At 67.3% G+C, this 16,503-nt stretch carries 10 protein-coding genes and 2 riboswitches; of the genes, 6 read left to right on the top strand and 4 right to left on the bottom strand.

The features are described from left to right. The first annotated feature begins 41 nt into the window (after positions 1-41). The 3 genes from IFT67_RS01145 to IFT67_RS01135 all read left to right on the top strand — a co-directional run bounded on the left by IFT67_RS01145 (position 42) and on the right by IFT67_RS01135 (position 5,890). Positions 42-2,129: a prolyl oligopeptidase family serine peptidase gene (locus IFT67_RS01145; protein WP_192144720.1), complete on the top strand. Its 2,088-nt coding sequence runs from the start codon at positions 42-44 to the stop codon at positions 2,127-2,129. Beyond that, the gene (locus IFT67_RS01140) at positions 2,126-4,234 is read left to right on the top strand and encodes a S9 family peptidase (RefSeq protein WP_197982881.1); all 2,109 of its coding nucleotides are present in this window, start codon (positions 2,126-2,128) and stop codon (positions 4,232-4,234) included. Before IFT67_RS01145 ends, IFT67_RS01140 begins: the two co-directional genes overlap by 4 nt. 411 nt (positions 4,235-4,645) lie before the next feature. Further along, positions 4,646-5,890 (top strand): ROK family transcriptional regulator, encoded by a 1,245-nt coding sequence (locus IFT67_RS01135; protein WP_107962366.1) that lies wholly within the window; start codon positions 4,646-4,648, stop codon positions 5,888-5,890. Positions 5,891-5,895: 5 nt separating this feature from the next. On the opposite strand, the gene IFT67_RS01130 is transcribed toward IFT67_RS01135, so the two are convergent. Genes IFT67_RS01130 through IFT67_RS01115 form a run of 4 tightly spaced genes read right to left on the bottom strand, consistent with a single transcriptional unit; the run spans position 5,896 to position 13,440 of the window. Beyond that, a complete protein-coding gene (locus IFT67_RS01130) occupies positions 5,896-7,359 on the bottom strand; it encodes a carboxylesterase/lipase family protein (RefSeq protein WP_192144719.1) in 1,464 nt (487 codons plus the stop codon). After that, a complete protein-coding gene (locus IFT67_RS01125; RefSeq protein ID WP_244647121.1) occupies positions 7,356-8,111 on the bottom strand; it encodes a GDSL-type esterase/lipase family protein in 756 nt (251 codons plus the stop codon). Before IFT67_RS01125 ends, IFT67_RS01130 begins: the two co-directional genes overlap by 4 nt. Continuing rightward, complete coding sequence (locus IFT67_RS01120) at positions 8,108-10,057, bottom strand: glycoside hydrolase family 97 protein (RefSeq protein WP_192144718.1); 1,950 nt, start codon at positions 10,055-10,057, stop codon at positions 8,108-8,110. The genes IFT67_RS01125 and IFT67_RS01120 overlap by 4 nt, the downstream gene beginning before the upstream one ends. Continuing rightward, entirely contained in the window at positions 10,054-13,440 is a 3,387-nt protein-coding gene (locus IFT67_RS01115) for a glycosyl hydrolase 2 galactose-binding domain-containing protein (protein WP_244647120.1), read from the bottom strand. Before IFT67_RS01115 ends, IFT67_RS01120 begins: the two co-directional genes overlap by 4 nt. A 40-nt stretch (positions 13,441-13,480) precedes the next feature. Between IFT67_RS01115 and IFT67_RS01110 the strand changes: the two genes are divergently transcribed. The 3 genes from IFT67_RS01110 (at position 13,481) to cobW (ending at position 16,499) form a co-directional block, all read left to right on the top strand. Continuing rightward, positions 13,481-13,672 (top strand): hypothetical protein, encoded by a 192-nt coding sequence (locus IFT67_RS01110; RefSeq protein WP_192144717.1) that lies wholly within the window; start codon positions 13,481-13,483, stop codon positions 13,670-13,672. Then, positions 13,638-13,856: riboswitch (cobalamin riboswitch) on the top strand. It overlaps the preceding gene by 35 nt. 167 nt (positions 13,857-14,023) lie before the next feature. Next, a complete protein-coding gene (locus tag IFT67_RS01105) occupies positions 14,024-15,085 on the top strand; it encodes a HoxN/HupN/NixA family nickel/cobalt transporter (protein WP_446740784.1) in 1,062 nt (353 codons plus the stop codon). A 55-nt stretch (positions 15,086-15,140) separates the two neighbouring features. Then, positions 15,141-15,355: riboswitch (cobalamin riboswitch) on the top strand. Between the two features lie 106 nt (positions 15,356-15,461). Next, a complete protein-coding gene (gene cobW, locus IFT67_RS01100; RefSeq protein WP_192144716.1) occupies positions 15,462-16,499 on the top strand; it encodes a cobalamin biosynthesis protein CobW in 1,038 nt (345 codons plus the stop codon). The last annotated feature ends 4 nt before the right edge of the window (positions 16,500-16,503 follow it).

Below are 16,503 nucleotides of genomic sequence, written 5' to 3'. Positions count from 1 at the left end.
AATGTGTCATCGTAACGCGGTTCAATCGAAGGAGCCGTTCGTTGCGCTTGACCCTTGCCCTCCTCCTGCTCGCGGCGACGCCGGCCTTTGCCCAGCAACAGCCGGCCACGCCGGTGCCTGCCCCCGTGCCCGATGGTCCGACGCGCAGCTTCACCGGTAGCGACCTATTCGGCCTGACGATCGCCGCCGATCCGCAAATCAGCCCAGACGGCAAGACGATCGTCTACGTCCGTCGCACCGGCGACGTGATGACCGACACGATGCAGTCCTCGCTCTGGCTGATCGACGTCGCGAGCGGGCGCCAGACGCCATTCGCCACCGACGGCAGCAGCCCGCGATGGTCGCCCGACGGGGCAAGGATCGCCTATGCCGCGCGCGACGGCGAGGGATCGCAGCTCTTCGTCCGATGGATCGGCGGCGCCCAGAGCGCGCGCGTGACGAGCTTCCCCGGCGATCCGCAGGCGCTCGCGTGGTCGCCCGACGGCACCAAGCTCGCCTATATCGCCACGGTGGCGGGCGAGGGAACCAAGCTCGGCACGCAGCCGCCCAAGCCCGAGGGCGCGAAATGGGCGGAGCCGCTGACGATCATCGACCGGGTCAATTACCGCAACGATGGGCCGGGCTATGTAAAGCCGGGCTACGACCATCTCTTCGTGGTCGGCGCCGACGGCGGTGCCGCGCGGCAACTGACATACGGCAAGTTCGACGATGGCGGCCCCCTGTCATGGACGCCAGACGGCCGCAGCATCGTCTTCGCCGCGATCCGTGGCCCCGCCGCCGACCGCCAGGTGATAAACTCCGACGTGATCGCGGTCGATGCGATGAGCGGCTCAATGCGGACGCTGACGACGCGCGACGGCCCCGACGCGCAGCCGCGCGTGTCGCCCGACGGCGCGAAGATCGCGTGGCTCGGCTTCGACGACAAGCGCCGCAGCTACGAGAACACGCAGCTCTATGTCGGCGACCGTGACGCCGCCTCGCCGCACTCGCTCACCGCCACGCTCGACCGCGCGATCGAGGACGCGGTGTGGTCCGCCGACGGCCGCAGCCTGTACGCGAGCTACGACGATCACGGCCAGCGCCGCGTCGCCCGCGTCGGTGTCGATGGCCACGTCACGCCGCTGATCGACAACGTCGCGGGCGGCGGGCTCGACCGGCCCTATACCGGCGGTGAGTTCTCGGTCTCGAAGGGCGGCACGATCGCCTATACCGGCGGCGATGCGAGCGCCCCTGCCGACGTCTGGGTGCTGGCGGGCGGGAAGCCGCGACGCCTGACGACGCTCAACGCAGTGCTGACCGGATCGAAGGCGCTCGCCAAGGTCCGCAAGATCACGGTGACAGCGCCCGACGGCCGGCCGATCGACGCATGGCTCGCCACCCCGCCGGGCCGTGCCGCAGGCCAGCGCGTGCCGCTGATCCTCGAAATCCACGGCGGCCCGAACGCCGCCTACGGCCCCGCTTTCGCGACCGACATGCAGCTCTACGCCGCCGCCGGTTATGCGGTGCTCTGGACCAACCCGAGGGGCTCGACCTCCTACGGGGCCGAGTTCGCCAACCTGATCGATAAGACCTACCCGGCCGCGGATTACGACGACCTGATCGCCTCGGTCGATGCGGCGATCGCGGAGGGCACCGCCGATCCGGACAATCTGTTCGTGACCGGCGGATCGGGCGGCGGGCTGCTGACCGCGTGGATCGTCGGCAAGACCGACCGGTTCAAGGCCGCCGCGACGCAGAAGCCGGTGATCAACTGGATCAGCGAGGCGCTGACGATGGACAACACGCTGTTCACCTCGCGCTACTGGTTCACCAAGCTGCCGTGGGAGGATCCGATGAGCTATTGGAACCGCTCGCCGCTCAGCCTGGTCGGCAACGTCAAGACGCCGACCCTGGTCGTGGTCGGGGGCGACGATTACCGCACGCCGGTCAGCGAGTCCGAGCAATATTATGCGGCGCTCCAGATCCGCGGCGTACCGACCGCGCTGGTCAAGGTGCCAGGCGCGAGCCACGGTGGCCTCGCCGCCCGTCCGTCGCAATCCGCGGCGAAGGCGTCCGCGATCATCGCCTGGTTCGATCGATACCGGAAGCCGGCAGGCGCAACGACGCCGGCACAGGGAGCCGCACAATGACGATACGGTACATGATGCTCGCCGGCGTGGCGCTGGTCTCGACCGCGGCGGTGGCGCAGGTCCAGCCGCCGCGCGTCGCGAAGAAGCCGTTCCAGGTGACGTCGCCCAACGGCGCGCGCGAGGACGATTATTACTGGCTGCGCGACGACACGCGGAAGAACCCGGAGATGCTCGCCTATCTCGCCGCCGAGAACGCCTATGCCGATGCGCAACTCGCCTCGCTGAAGCCACTCCAGGCCAAGCTCTACGAAGAGACCGTCTCGCACATCAAGCAGGACGACGGCTCGGTCCCGTACGCGAAGAACGGCTATTATTACGGCTCGCGGTTCCAGACCGGGGCGGATTATCCGATCCTGGAACGTCGCAAGGGCAGCCGCACCGCGCCCGCCGAGACGCTGTTCGACGAGCCGGCGATGGCGAAGGGCCACAGTTTCTTCGCGCTGAGCGACTGGGCAGTGAGCCCCGACAACGCCCGCGTCGCCTGGGCCGAAGACACCGTCGGGCGCCGCCAATACGTGCTCAAGGTGAAGGACCTCGCGACCGGTGCGACGATCGCCGACACGCTCTCGAACATCGAGCCGAACGTCGTCTGGGCGGACGATAACAAGACGTTGCTGTACGTCGAGAAGGACCCGGTCACGCTGCGCGGCTACCGCGTGAAGGCGCACGTCCTCGGCACGCCCGTCGCCAGCGACCGGCTGCTGTACGAGGAGAAGGACGACACCTACTCGATGGGCGTCTCGCGCACGGCAGACGACAAGTTTATCTGCATCGGCGTGAGCAGCACAGTCAGCGACGAGCAACGCTGCGCACCGTCTGCTGCACCGAGCAACTTCACGATCGTCGCACCGCGCGCGCGAGAGTTCCGCTACAGTGCGGATCACATCGGCAATCGCTGGATCATCCGCACGAACAAGGCCGCGAAGAACTACAAGCTCGTGACTGTCGCCGACGCCGATCTGGCGAAAGGAACGGCAGCATGGCGTGACCTGACGCCAGCCAGCGACACCGTCTTCATCGAAGGCTTCAGACCGTTCGACGGCTTCGTCGCGATCGACCAACGCGAGGGCGGCAACCGCATGATCCGCGTCCTGAACGATGCGGGCAAGTCGACCGCGGTGACCGCCGACGAGCCCGCCTATCGCATGTCGCTCGACGTCAACGAAGAGACCGCGACGCCGTGGGTGCGTTACACCTATGGCTCGCTCGTGACGCCGACCACGACCTACGAGGTCAACGCGAAGACCGGCGAGCGCCGCGTGCTGAAGGTCGCGCCGGTGCCGGGCTATGATCCCGCGAAATACGTCACCGAACGCGTCTGGGCGCCCGCGCGTGACGGCACGCGGATCCCCGTGTCGCTGGTCTATGCCAAGGGCACAAAGCGAGACGGCACCGCACCGCTCTTCCAATATGCCTATGGCAGCTACGGAATTTCAAGCGACCCGGCAGTCGATCCGGGCCGGATAGGGCTGCTCGATCGCGGCGTGATCTACGCGATCGCGCATATCCGCGGTGGGCAGGAGATGGGGCGCGGCTGGTATGACGACGGGCATCTGCTCAACAAGAAGAACAGCTTCACCGACTTCATCGACGTCACCCGCTATCTCGTCGCGCAGAAATACGCGGCGAAGGACCGCGTCGCGGCGATGGGCGGCAGTGCTGGCGGTCTGCTGATGGGCGGCGTCGCGAACATGGCACCGGCGGACTACAAGCTCATCATCGCGCAGGTGCCCTTCGTCGACGTGGTGACGACGATGCTCGACGCGTCGATCCCGTTGACGACGTTCGAATACGACGAATGGGGCAACCCCGCGCAGAAGGCGTCGTACGATTACATGCTGAGCTATTCGCCGTACGACAACGTCACTGCCAAGGCGTATCCGGCGCTGTATGTCGGCACTGGCCTGTGGGACAGCCAGGTGCAATATTACGAGCCGACCAAGTGGGTGGCCAAACTCCGCGAACTCAAGACCGACACAAACCCGCTGCTGTTCCGCGTCAACATGGAGGCAGGGCATGGCGGCAAGTCGGGACGGTTCGAACGCTATCGCCAGAACTCCGAGTGGCAGGCATTCATGCTGCAACAACTGCAGATCGTTCGCTGATCGCGGTCTTCTGACATCGGTGCGACCGGTTTGACCCGGGATTTGGAGGTATCGGCATCGGACAAGAGACGATGCCGATACCCACCGACTAGGACCAATCTAGTATAAGAAAATTGATTTCTTTATTGACCGTCCCGCGTGATTACTCGAAACTCGCGCGAGTTCGAGACGGTGAGAAGCTGCGATCGGCGTACATCAGCGGACCGGTGTCGTGTGACGGCGGCGTCGGGGTGGGCATTCCGGATACGAGCGACGCGGTCGCCGATCGGGATTGCGCACGAAGTCGGGAGGGAATGTCGTGACCTATCGCGCGAAAGCACATGCCGTGGCGGCGGTTGGTACGTCCATGTCGACGTTCCAGCCCGCATCCGATCCCGTCGAGACGATCGCCCCGTTCGCGCGCGCTGGGGCATGAGCAAACCGATGGATTTCTCGGATTTCGAGCCGTCGAGCTACGGTGGCGTCACCGCGGACGAGCGCGCGGTAAGGCTTGGCCCCAGTCTGTCCGGCACCAATCTGGCGCGCGCCGGCGATTACAACCAGCGGGTCGTGTTGCAGGTTATTCGCCGCCATCCGGACATCACGCGAACCGAGATCGCGGCGATGACCAACCTCACCGCGCCGACCATCGCCAACATCACCGGGCGGCTCTTCGACTCCGATCTCATCATCGATGCGGGTCGGCGCACCGGCGGCCGCGGCCAGCCTGCGGTACGCTTGCGGATCAATCCCGATGGCTGCTTTGCGATCGGGCTGAACATCGACCGGGATCACGTGACTTTGGTCTCGCTGGACCTGGCTGGCGTCGTCCGCTCGCGCTTCACGCGACAGGTACCGTTCGCCATGCCCGGCGACGTGGTGGAGGTCATCCGCGCGGGGATTGCCGCGATCCGGGAGACCGGGGTCATCGGCATGGACCGGGTGCTCGGCGTCGGCATCGCGTTGCCCGACGATCTCGGCCGGGTCGCGTTGCCGCACCGTCCGGCGGGCTACGAGGCGTGGGGCGCGGTCGACCTGCCGACGCTGCTCGCCGACGTCGTGCCGTGGTCGATCCACGTCGACAACGATGCGGCCGCCGCGGCGATCGGCGAGGCCCAGTTCGGCGATGGTCACGATCATGCGAGCTTCTTCTACGTCCTGGTCAGCGCAGGACTAGGCGGCGGCCTGGTGATCGACGGCGCCTATTATCGCGGCGCGAACGCCCGGAGCGGCGAGATCGGTTTTCTCCCGCTGGCGGACGATGCGACGCGCGTGCTTCAGGATGTCGTGTCGCTGTCGGCGCTGACCACGCGTCTGGAAAAGGCCGGCGTGATGCAGCCCGGGATCGATCCGACGCAGCCATTCCCCGACGCCTTCGCGCCGCATGTCGATGCATGGCTCGACGATGCATCGAGTGCGCTGGTGCCTGCAATCACCGCAGTGAACTGTCTCATCAATCCGGCCGCGGTGCTGTTCGGCGGGCGGCTGCCGGCGGACGTGCTCGATCGGCTGGCGGCGGACACCCATCGCAAGCTTCGCGCCGCAGCGCCCAACATGCCGGCGACCGCACCGATGCAGCGCGCCAGCCTGTCGCTGGACGCGCCTGCGGTGGGCGCCGCGATCCTGCCGTTCCTCGATCGCATCCTGCCGTCGGATGCGATCCTGATCAAAAGCTGATCGGCTCAGGGCGTATCGCGTAGGCCGCAAATGGCGCCGCGCAGATCCCGGCGCGACACCGGCCCGGTCTGGTCGAACGCCATATAGTCCCGCGTGCCATTCGAATATCGCGCCCATTGCGGGAGTGCGCCACCGTTCGGGTTCCCCGTCTTCACGAAGTTCACCCAATAGGCCTGCAACGGCGGCTGGCCGGGTTTCGGTGGGCTGAACAGATAGCCGATCTCGCTCGAATGGCTCACCGTGCCGCCGGGCGGGGCATAGTCGAACTGATATTGCCAGACGGGCACGCCGACGCGGGTCAGCGCCTTCGAGACCGCGACGGTCGGGCAGCGGAACGTCAGATCGGTCGCCAACTGCGCGGTCACGTCGCCGAGGCGCGGATCGTCGACGGGCTTGCCGCCGGGGTTGAGCCCGTAGAGGCCAAGCGCCTTGCCGGCGTTGGCACCGAACTCGCTGCGCACGGTCGCTTCGGCTGCGGGGCGGCCACCATGCAAGCCGAGTTCGCGCGCGTTCACGCCGATCACCAGCGGCGCACGATCGACTTGGCCGTTCGCCAGCAGATGCGCGGGGGTGTCGGTGAGAACGCGGCCGTCGACCACCGCCTGCAACCAGATGAAACTGTCGTCGTCGAGATCGGGAACGTCGACCTTGTCCTGCACCGCGAGCAACCGCTCGACCGGCAAGCCACGCAGTTGCGCCGCCGTCGCGGTCTCGGGCAACCCCGCGGCTTGGGCGATCAGCGATCCCAGCCGCTCGTTCTGCGCGAGGCTACGCGGTGCCACGCCGAAGCCCGGCGTACCGCTTTCCTCGATCGCCTGCGCGAACAGGCCGCGCGATGCTGGCGCCAGCCGGTGGAGCGCGACGTCCTGCGCTCCGGCGGATTCACCCGCGATCGTCACGCGCGCGGGATCGCCCCCGAACCGCGCGATGTTGCGCTTGACCCAGCCGAGCGCGGCCTGCTGGTCCATCAGCGCGTAATTGCCCGAATGCCCGCCCTGTTCGCGGCTGAGCGCGGGGTGCGACAGGAACCCTAGCGCGCCCAGTCGGTACTGGATGCTGACCAGCACGATACCGCGGTCGGTAATCGCGGATTCGACCGTGCCGCTCCCTGCGCCGCCTCGATTGGCGCCGCCGTGGATCCAGACCAGCACGGGCAGGGGCTTGGCGGGCGACAGCGCCGGCGTGCGGACGTCAAGGAACAGGCAATCCTCCGAGCCATGCTGCGCGGCCGTCCGGTTCCATTCGCCGTAATCGCCCTGCGGACAGGCAGCGTGCTCGGCGACCGCGTCGACCGGCTCGGTCCATTTCGCGGGCCGCTCGGGCGCACGCCAGCGGAGCGGCCCCGCCGGTGCCTTCGCGAACCGGATGCCACGAAACACGCTCGTTCCGCCGGGCACTGCCTGGCCACGGACCGGTCCGTCATCGGTGCGGACGACCGGCGCGGCGGCCAAGGCCAGCGCCAGGATCATCGCAGGCCTCGCGGTGCCGGCTTGGCGAGCGCGGCGCGGATCGCGGCTTCGGCGACCGGTGCCATCGCCGCATAGCCTGCCTTGTTCGGATGTACCCCGTCATAGGTCAGCGAGGCGCGCGTCGCGTCGCCGTCGTGCAGCGCTCCCCAGTAATCGGCATAGGTCGCGCCGATCTTCGCCGCATAGTCCTTCAGCCACGCGTTCATCGCGGCGATCTTCGGTGCCGTCGCCAGCCCCGGCCGCCACGGAAACCGGTCCGCCGGCGGGATCGAGGCGAAGATCACGCGGATGTTGTTGGCGCGCGCGAGATCGGCCATCGACATGATGTTCGCCTTGGTCTGCTCGGGCGTCATCGGTCCGGTATTGCTGGCGATGTCGTTGGTGCCGCCCATGATCTGGACCACCGCCGGGTGGAGGTCGACGACGTCCTGCCGAAAGCGGAGCAGCATCTGCGGAGTCGTCTGCCCGCCGATCCCGCGGCCCATCCGGTCGTCGGCGAAGAACGACGGGACCATGTCGAACCACCCCTGCGTGATCGAATCGCCGATGAAGACGACGCGGTGGTTGCCGGGCTTGGGCAACGCGGCGTTGGCGGACTGATAGCGGCCCAGCCATGCCCAGTCCTCGTGCAGCCGAGTCTCGGCCGCCTGCGCCTCGCGCTGCTTGTCGGCGTCGGTCTGCGCGGTCGCTGCCGTGCCGGTCAGTGCGATCATGCCGGCAAGGGCGATCCGGGCGAATGTCGTCATGGTCATCGAACAGGCTCCATCATGGCGGCGGCGCCTCCGGACGCGGCCAGTGTCAAGGTCAGGGTGTCGCGCGCGGTCACCGTGCGGGTCGCGGTGACGAGGTCGGTCGGGGTCGCGCCGTCGGTCCAGGTCCGCGTGCGATAACGGCCGGTCCCGAGGAAGCCGAGCGGCAGCGTGATCGTCCGCGCGGCATCGGTCATCGCCCCGACATACCAGGTCTTGCCGCGCCGCCTTGCGACCGCGATGTGCTCGCCGAGTTCGCCGCTCAGGAACCGCGTCTCGTCCCACGTCGCCGGCACCGCGGCGAGGAAATCGAGCCCCGGCTGGCCACGATACGCATCGGGACTGTCGGCGATCGCGCCGAGCGGGCTTTCGTACACGACGTACATGGCGAGCGTCTGCCCGCGCGTCGTCTGCACCTCGGGCCCCACGGGATGCGGCGCGAACGTCGCCGGCGTACGATTGCGATACCCGCCCGGCGTATAGTCCATCGGCCCGCCGAGCATCCGCGTATAAGCGAGCGTCACGTTGTGCCGCGCCGTGATCCGCCGCGTCCACTTGTTGTATTCCGCCCCCAGCACGCCTTCCTGCGTCAGGAAGTTCGGCCAGGTCCGCGTCATCCCCCAGGGGTGCGTCGCGCCGTGCAGGTCGAGCAGCAGGTGATGCCGCGCGGTCGCCTCGGCGAGGCGGTGATAATAGGCGATCATCTCCTGGTCGTCGCGGTCCATGAAATCGACCTTGATGCCCTTGATCCCCCACGCCTCGACCTGCGCGAGGATACGCTCCATGTCGGTATCGAGCAGCTTCCAGTGGATCCAAACGATCAACCCGACGCCGCGCTTGCGGCCATAGTCGACCAGCGCGGGCAGGTTCACGGCGGCGATCGGCCTGGTCGGGTCGGCACCCGGATTGAGCGTACCGCCGTCGCCGCTGTTCACATACCAGCCGTCGTCGATCATCATGTACGGCAGCGTCATCGACTGCGCGAAATCGATATAGCCACGGGTCGTCGCGTCGTTGGTGCCCGCCTTGGGCACGCTCGCCAGGATCGGCCCGGACCACCAGTCCCACGCGGTCTTGCCGGGCTTCACCCAGCTGAAATCCCCCTTCGGCGCGGGGTTGAGGCTGGTGAGCAGCGTGTTCTCGATCAGCGTGCCGGGGTTCGCGCCGACCATGATAATCCGCCACGGCGACCGGATGCCGGTCCCGACGTCCGCCTTCACCGCGATCCCCGGCTCGTCGATCCGCCGCGACAGCTTGGTGTCGACGCCGAGCGCGCCGGTTTCGGTGCCGGTCAGGTACATCGTCGGCCATCCGGTCACGTCGGCCTCCGCGAAGGCCAGCGTCGGCCCGCCCTCGCCGGTGCGGCACACCAGCGGCAGTTCGTACAGATTGTGCCGACGGATCGTCGACGCCTTCACCGGATCATATTCGCCCTCATGGCTGGTCCCGAAGGTGCCGAGGTTCAGCCCGGTGCAGTCATAGTCCGCGGGGAAGGCGACCTGCGTCAGTTCATTGACGATCCGCAGCGACGTCAGGTTCGGCTGCGTCGGCACGACATAGCGCAGCGCCGTCCCGGTGTCGTACGCACGGATGACCACGTCGAGCCGTCGCGCCTTGCCATCGGCCTCGGCGAGATGGACGACGATCTCGTTATAGCGCTCCGCGACCGACGACGTCTTGCCCGCGCGCAAGGTGTAGCGATCCTCGCCGCGCCGCCGGTCGACGCCGGTCACCTTCAACCCGTTAGACAGCTTGGCGTACCGCTCGAACTCGAGCCCCAGCGTCGAGGGCGCCACGACTTCGCGACCGGCCACGGCGACCCGGTAGGTCGGTTGCGCCGCGGCGTTGGTCCCGAGCGTAACGGCGATCCGGCCATCGGGCGAAACGACGGATTGCGCCACGGCGGGCGTCGCCCCGAGCACCGCCGCGACGAATACCAGCGCCTTCATCGTACCATCCCTCCTGCAACGTTCCACCCACGCAGCGCGACATGCGCGGCGGAAGCCTTGGCCGTTGGATAGCGGATCTCGACGGTGCGTACGTCACCCGGCAGCAAGGATACGTAGTTGTCGCTGAAATAGGCGGGCAGGACCTGCGTGCCGTCGGCGTTCATCACCGTCAGCTTGGTCTCGATCGCGGGTGTCGCGCTGGTATTGCGCAACGTCACAATGGTCACCGTGTCCGCGCCGTCGACCCGCGTCGCCGAGGCCGTGTCGAGCGTCACCGCCGCGAGACCGTTCAGCGCCTGGAACTGCGCGTCGTTCGCCGCCTGCCAGTAGAAGTTGGTCGACAACAGCTTGCCCGCCGCATCGCTCGCCTCCAGCCGGACGAGCGCGACGCCGTTCGCGGTCGCCGCCTTGGGATCCAGCATGAACGCATCGCTCGCCGCCTCACCGGTAGCGGTGATCGTCGCGGATTTCTCGGCGATCGTCCGGTTGTCGAGCCCGACCACCTTCGCCTTCACCGTGACGCCGCGCAGAGACGCCAGCCCGTTATTGACCAGCAGGACCTTCCAGTCGGGCAGGTTCATCTGGACATGGACCGGCTCGGACGCCTTCTTCACGCCGTAGAACGAGGCCTGCGTGTCATAGTCCGAACTGAAGATGTTCCACGCCGACGACGGCCAGGTGGGCTGCGTCATCCACAGCATCCGCCCGCTATGCTCCGTCCACAGCTTCGCGTTCATCCCCTCGAAGATCGCGCGGTACGATTCATACTGCATCATCTGCGCCTTGCGCTCGAAATCCTCGAGGCTGGTGCCGGGGCCGAAGCGCGTGGCGAGCACGTCCATATACGTCTTCACCGCGCCGTTCCCGGTCTGGTGCCAGTCGTGATACGCCCACGCATCGCTGATCGGCCATTGATCGGCCGGTGCCATCGCGCGCTTCCACGCCTCCAGCGTCGGCAGCGACGGGGTGCCGCTCTCGACCGAGAAACCCTTGGCATGCTCGGTGAAATACTCGACCGGCGGACGCCAGTTATACGGCCCGGAGTTCTGCAGGTTCACCCGGTTGGACGACCCCATGTACAGCCGCGTGCCGTCCTCCTTGTCGATCAGCGTCTCCAGCGCCTCGTTGAGAATCGGCTGGGGCACGCCCTCGTTGCGGCCGAACCACACGACGATCGACGGGTGGTTGCGGTATCGCTTCACGACGTCGGTCGCGTTGGTCATGAACAACGCCGGGTCCTGCGCCTCGATGTTGTAATCCTGCGTCGATTCCCAGAAATCGTTGAGGATCATCAGGCCGTATTCGTCCGCGAGATCGTAGAACGTGTCTTCGGTGTTCTGTCCGACCCAGTTGCGGATGATGTTGAGATGCGCGTCCCTGTGCAACTTGAAGAACGGCTCGAGCCGCGTCCGGTCGACGCGCTTCATGAAGTCGTCCATGCCGATATTGCCGCAACGCGCCGCGATCTTCACGCCGTTGACGCGGATCACCAGATACGGCGTCAGGCCGTCCTGATCCTTGATCCGGGTGACCGCAGGCGATGTCTCGGCGCCCGGCACGAGGCTCGCGGCCCAGCCATTGGCGACCTTGCGGATGCCGGTATGCGAGCCGTCGACGATCCGCTCGCCGCGCTGCCGGGCCTTCGACAGGTCGATGCCGACCCGTTCGAGGTCGCCGTCCTTGTCCATCAGCGAAATGTCGTACGTGACCTGCCGGATGCCGAAGCGGACGTGCTTGGTGTCGCTCGCCGCGCCGTCCACCGACGCGGTCAGGGTCAGGTCGTGCAGGGCAGGGGCGCCGTAGCCGTTCGGCCACCAGAGCTTCGGATTGCGCACCAGCAACTGCGGGAAGTCCGCAGGCTTCAGCACGACGTTGGCGGTCTGGCCCGGCGCGAGCGTCACCTGCTTCTCGACGACGACGTCGTCGAATGCCGCGCGGACGGTGGTTCTCACCGGTCCCGCGGAATGGTTCGCGACGGGTACGCCGATCTCGACTGCCGCGACGCTGTTGTCCGCCCTGGGCAAGGTCGTCACGACCTGCGCATCGCCTAGCGTCGCGATCCCCGTCGCGGTCAGGGTCACGCCGCGCCACATGCCGATGTTGCGGTCGCGGATGCTCGGGATCCAGTCCCACCCCTCGGTCGCCACGAAGGTCGGGCCGTCGAGCATCATCATGCCGCCATTCTCGCCGACGCCCGACGTCAGCGACTCTTCCTGCGCGATCCCCGGATGCGGCGGCGGCGACACCTTTACCGCGACCGCGTTGCGGCCGGGCAGCAGCTTGCCGGTCACGTCGAACCGGCCGCGCACGAACGCACCCTTCATCGTGCCGATCGGCGCGCCGTTCAGCCACACCTCCGCGCTATAGTTCACGCCGTCGAAATTGAGCATCTGTCGCTTGCCCGCGGTCGCGGCGGGCGCGTCGAACTCGGTGCGGTACCAGTAATCCTGTTTCGCGAGGCTTTCGGGGATCGTCATGTTGTTCAAACCGAACGCAGGGTCGGCATAGACACCGCGATCCACCATCGTCGTCAGTACCGTGCCAGGCACCGTCGCAACGTACCAGTTCGACGCATCGAACCCCGCACGGCTGAGCGTGGCACCGGGTGCGGTCACCTTCGGCGCTTCGGCCAGCCGCCAGCCGGCGACCGTCCAGGCGCCGGCATGCAGCGGCGCGATCGCGGGTTCGGTCGGGAGTGGCTTGGCGACGGGCGCGGGGAAGGGGGCCTTCGACACCGGCCGGGTCCAGGCATCCTGTGGGGTGGTCTGGCCGAGCGATTGACGCACCTGAACCGGCCATGCCGGGCTCGCATCCTGATAGACGATCGACGCGCCTGGCTTGGTCGTGGCAAGCGCCTTCACCGCGCCCGCGTCGAGCGTACGCGCCTCCATCGCAAAGCCCGCAACCCGCCCGCCGAACGGCGCGATCGTCGCGACCGATGGCACGGGCGCCGTGGTCATCCGGCGCTGCGCGACCTGGCGCCCATCGACGTACAGGCGCGCCTGACCCTGCTCGACCGTCGCCGCGACGTGATGCCAGCCGCCGGCCGCGATCCGCGACGGCGCGATCACCGTGCCGGCTTCGGTGATGAGGCTCGGGCGGCCCTTGTCGAGCGCGAGATACCGGCGCGGTCCGTTCGCGATATCGCCGAACCCCGCCACCGGGACGATGCCGTCGCGGATCGTCCGGGGTTCGATCCACCCCGACAGCGTCCAGCTCGGCGCGTCTATCGGGCTGGCGCTATCGCCACCGATCGCCGTCTTGAGGCTGTCGCCACCAGCAGGCGCCGCGACGTTGAACGGACCATAGCTCTGGGCCGACGCGGCGGTCGCACAGCAGAACGCCACCATGGAAATCGTGCCCGCGAACATCCGCTTGCCCATAATCATCCTCCCGTGCGCGGAATCTGACGATGCTCCGCGATTGACGATCAACATGACGCGGTGTCGCGAAAAAGCCAAATTGAATTACGAATTGTTTCAGATCGGTCGGGGCGTCCGCGATCACGCTTGGCCGAGGCGCATATTGGCAGCGCTGCGAAAGCAGGATACCCAACCGGGCGGGCAGCGGATCAACGCCGCCTGCATGATCGCGTCGGTGCCCCTCGGGGCTTGATTGGGAATGCGGTGCGGTCGGGTTCGCCCTGCCAATGCCGCGGCTGTCCCTGCAACTGTAAGCGGCGAGCGAGACGCACGGGCCCTTCGACTGGAGGGCAGCCACTGGGCCGAAGAGCCTGGGAAGGCGTGGCGTGGAGCTTTGACCCGTGAGCCAGGAGACCTGCCGGCGTCTGGTCGCTCTTGTCCCGGTCCAGGGGGTGGCCGAGGCACGGTGAACGCCGTCTGAGCGACGACACGCGCGGCAGGGGCCGCACGGCGACGCGCGTCGGCCGCTCATGGCGTCCGGTCTTCGCGTGTCCCGGCCGCTTGCGGCAGGCCCCCGTCCTCGTCGGACGCCGGGGAGTTCTGCATGACGACTGCGACGATAGAGAGAACGATCGAGAGACCGACGCGCGCCGCCACCCGCAAGCGGATCGGCTGGATGTTCGCAGGCCTGGTCGTTGCCAACATCGCCGCCTGGGGCTGGGCGTTCTCGCTGTTCCACGCGCAACCGCTGATGCTGGGCACCGCGCTGCTCGCCTGGGGCCTGGGTCTGCGCCACGCGGTGGATGCGGATCACATCGCCGCGATCGACAACGTGACGCGCAAGCTCATGCAGGACGGCCAGCGCCCGATCGCGGTCGGCTTCTGGTTCGCGATCGGTCATTCGGGGATCGTGCTGATCGCCGCTGTCGCGATCGCGCTCACCGCCAGCGCGCTGTCGCAGTTCGAGGCGTTCAAACAGGTCGGCGGCGTCATCGCGACCGTCATTTCCGCCGTCTTCCTGTTCACGATCGCGGCGATGAACCTGATCATCCTGCGATCGGTCTGGCGGACCTTCGGCCACGTCCGCGGCGGCGGCACCTATGTCGAGGAGGATCTCGACCTGCTGCTCGGCAACCGCGGCCTGCTCGCACGGCTGTTCCGGCCGATGTTCCGGCTGGTCACGCGGAGCTGGCACATGGCGCCGCTCGGCTTCCTCTTCGGGCTGGGCTTCGACACCGCCACCGAGGTTGCGATCCTCGGCCTCTCCGCCAGCCAGGCCGCCGACGGCCTGTCGATCGGCACCGTGCTCGTGCTGCCGGTGCTGTTCGCGACCGGTATGGCGCTGGTCGATACCGCGGACGGGGTCGTCATGCTCGGCGCGTATGAATGGGCGTTCGTGAAGCCGATCCGCAAACTCTATTACAACATCACCATCACGCTGATCTCGGCGATCGTCGCGATCGCGATCGGCGGGATCGAGACGCTCGCGCTGCTCGGATCGAAGCTGGGGCTGACCGGCGGCATCTGGGATCTGGCGGAGGCGCTCGGCGAGAACTTCAACGGCCTCGGCTTCGCGATCATCGGGCTGTTCGTGCTCTGCTGGGTGCTGAGCTTCGCGATCTACCGCTGGAAACGCTTCGACGAGATCGAAGTCGTGCACGGATAGCTGGCGGCGTGCCGGAAAGTCCGTTAGGTCGCCTTCGTGAGGGTCGGTTGCACCGAACCTCGTTGATCGCGCCGGTGCCCTTCGGGGCTTGAATGGGAATGCGGTGCGGAAGGGGTTCGCTCCTCCAATGCCGCGGCTGTCCCTGCAACTGTAAGCGGTGAGCGACACGCACGCGCCCTTCATGGGCAGCCACTGGGCCGACGGCCTGGGAAGGTGTGCGAGGAGCTTCGACCCGCGAGCCAGGAGACCTGCCAGCGCAACGGTCGCTCTTGCCACGATCCAGGGGGTGATCTTGGCACGGTTCTCCGTCTGAGCGACGAACACGTCCGACCGAAAGGCCGTGCGTGCGTGTGCTTCAGACGTCGAGGAAATAATCATGTCCGATCTTTCAAAGGTCCCCGTCACCATCGTCACCGGCTTCCTGGGCGCCGGCAAGACGACGCTCATCAGCCATCTTATCCGCAACGCAGGCGGGAGGCGCCTCGCGGTCGTGGTCAACGAATTCGGCACGCTCGGCATCGATGGCGACATCCTCAAGGGCTGCGCGATCCCCGATTGTCCGGCCGAGAACGTCGTGGAGCTGGCGAACGGCTGCATCTGCTGCACCGTGGCAGACGACTTCATCCCGACCGTCGAGACGTTGCTCGCGCTAAACCCGCGCCCCGATCACATCCTGATCGAGACGTCCGGCCTCGCGCTCCCGAAGCCGCTGCTGAAGGCGTTCGACTGGCCCGCGATCCGCTCGCGCATCACCGTCGACGGCGTGATCGCGCTGGCCGATGCTGAGGCGGTCGCCGCAGGTCGTTTCGCGCCTGACGTCGCTGCGCTCGATGCCCAACGCGCCGCCGACCCCAGCGTCGATCACGAGACGCCCTTGTCTGAGGTGTTCGAGGACCAGCTCGCTTGCGCCGATCTCGTGCTGCTAACCAAGATCGACCTCGCCGGCCCCGATGGCGTCGCCAAGGCGCGCGCGGTCATCGCCGCGGAGTCCGCACGGCCGCTCCCGGTGATCGACCTCACTGACGGCATCATCGACCCCCGCGTGATCCTCGGCCTCAACGCCGCCGCCGAGGACGACATCGCCAGCCGCCCCTCGCATCACGATGGCGAGGACGATCACGAGCATGACGATTTCGACAGCGTCGTCGTCGAGCTTGGCGAGATCGCCGACCCCGCCGATCTGACCGCGAAGATCGAAGCCCTCGCCCGCAGCGCCGACATCCTCCGCGTAAAGGGGTACGCCGCCGTCACCGGCAAGCCGATGCGCCTGCTCGTCCAGGCAGTAGGCGCGCGCGTCCGTACGCAATACGACCGCCCATGGCGCGCAGGCGAACCGCGTCGCACGCAACTGGTGGTGATCGCCGAGCACGACCGCATTGACGAGGCCCGCATCAAGGCCGCGCTGGACGGCTGAGTCC

Origin of the sequence: Sphingomonas sp. CFBP 13728 (assembly GCF_014841895.1) — a bacterium.
Classification (GTDB): Bacteria; Pseudomonadota; Alphaproteobacteria; order Sphingomonadales; family Sphingomonadaceae; genus Sphingomonas.
Note: the sequence above shows the minus strand (reverse complement) of the source record. Positions and strands in the feature narration are given on the sequence as shown.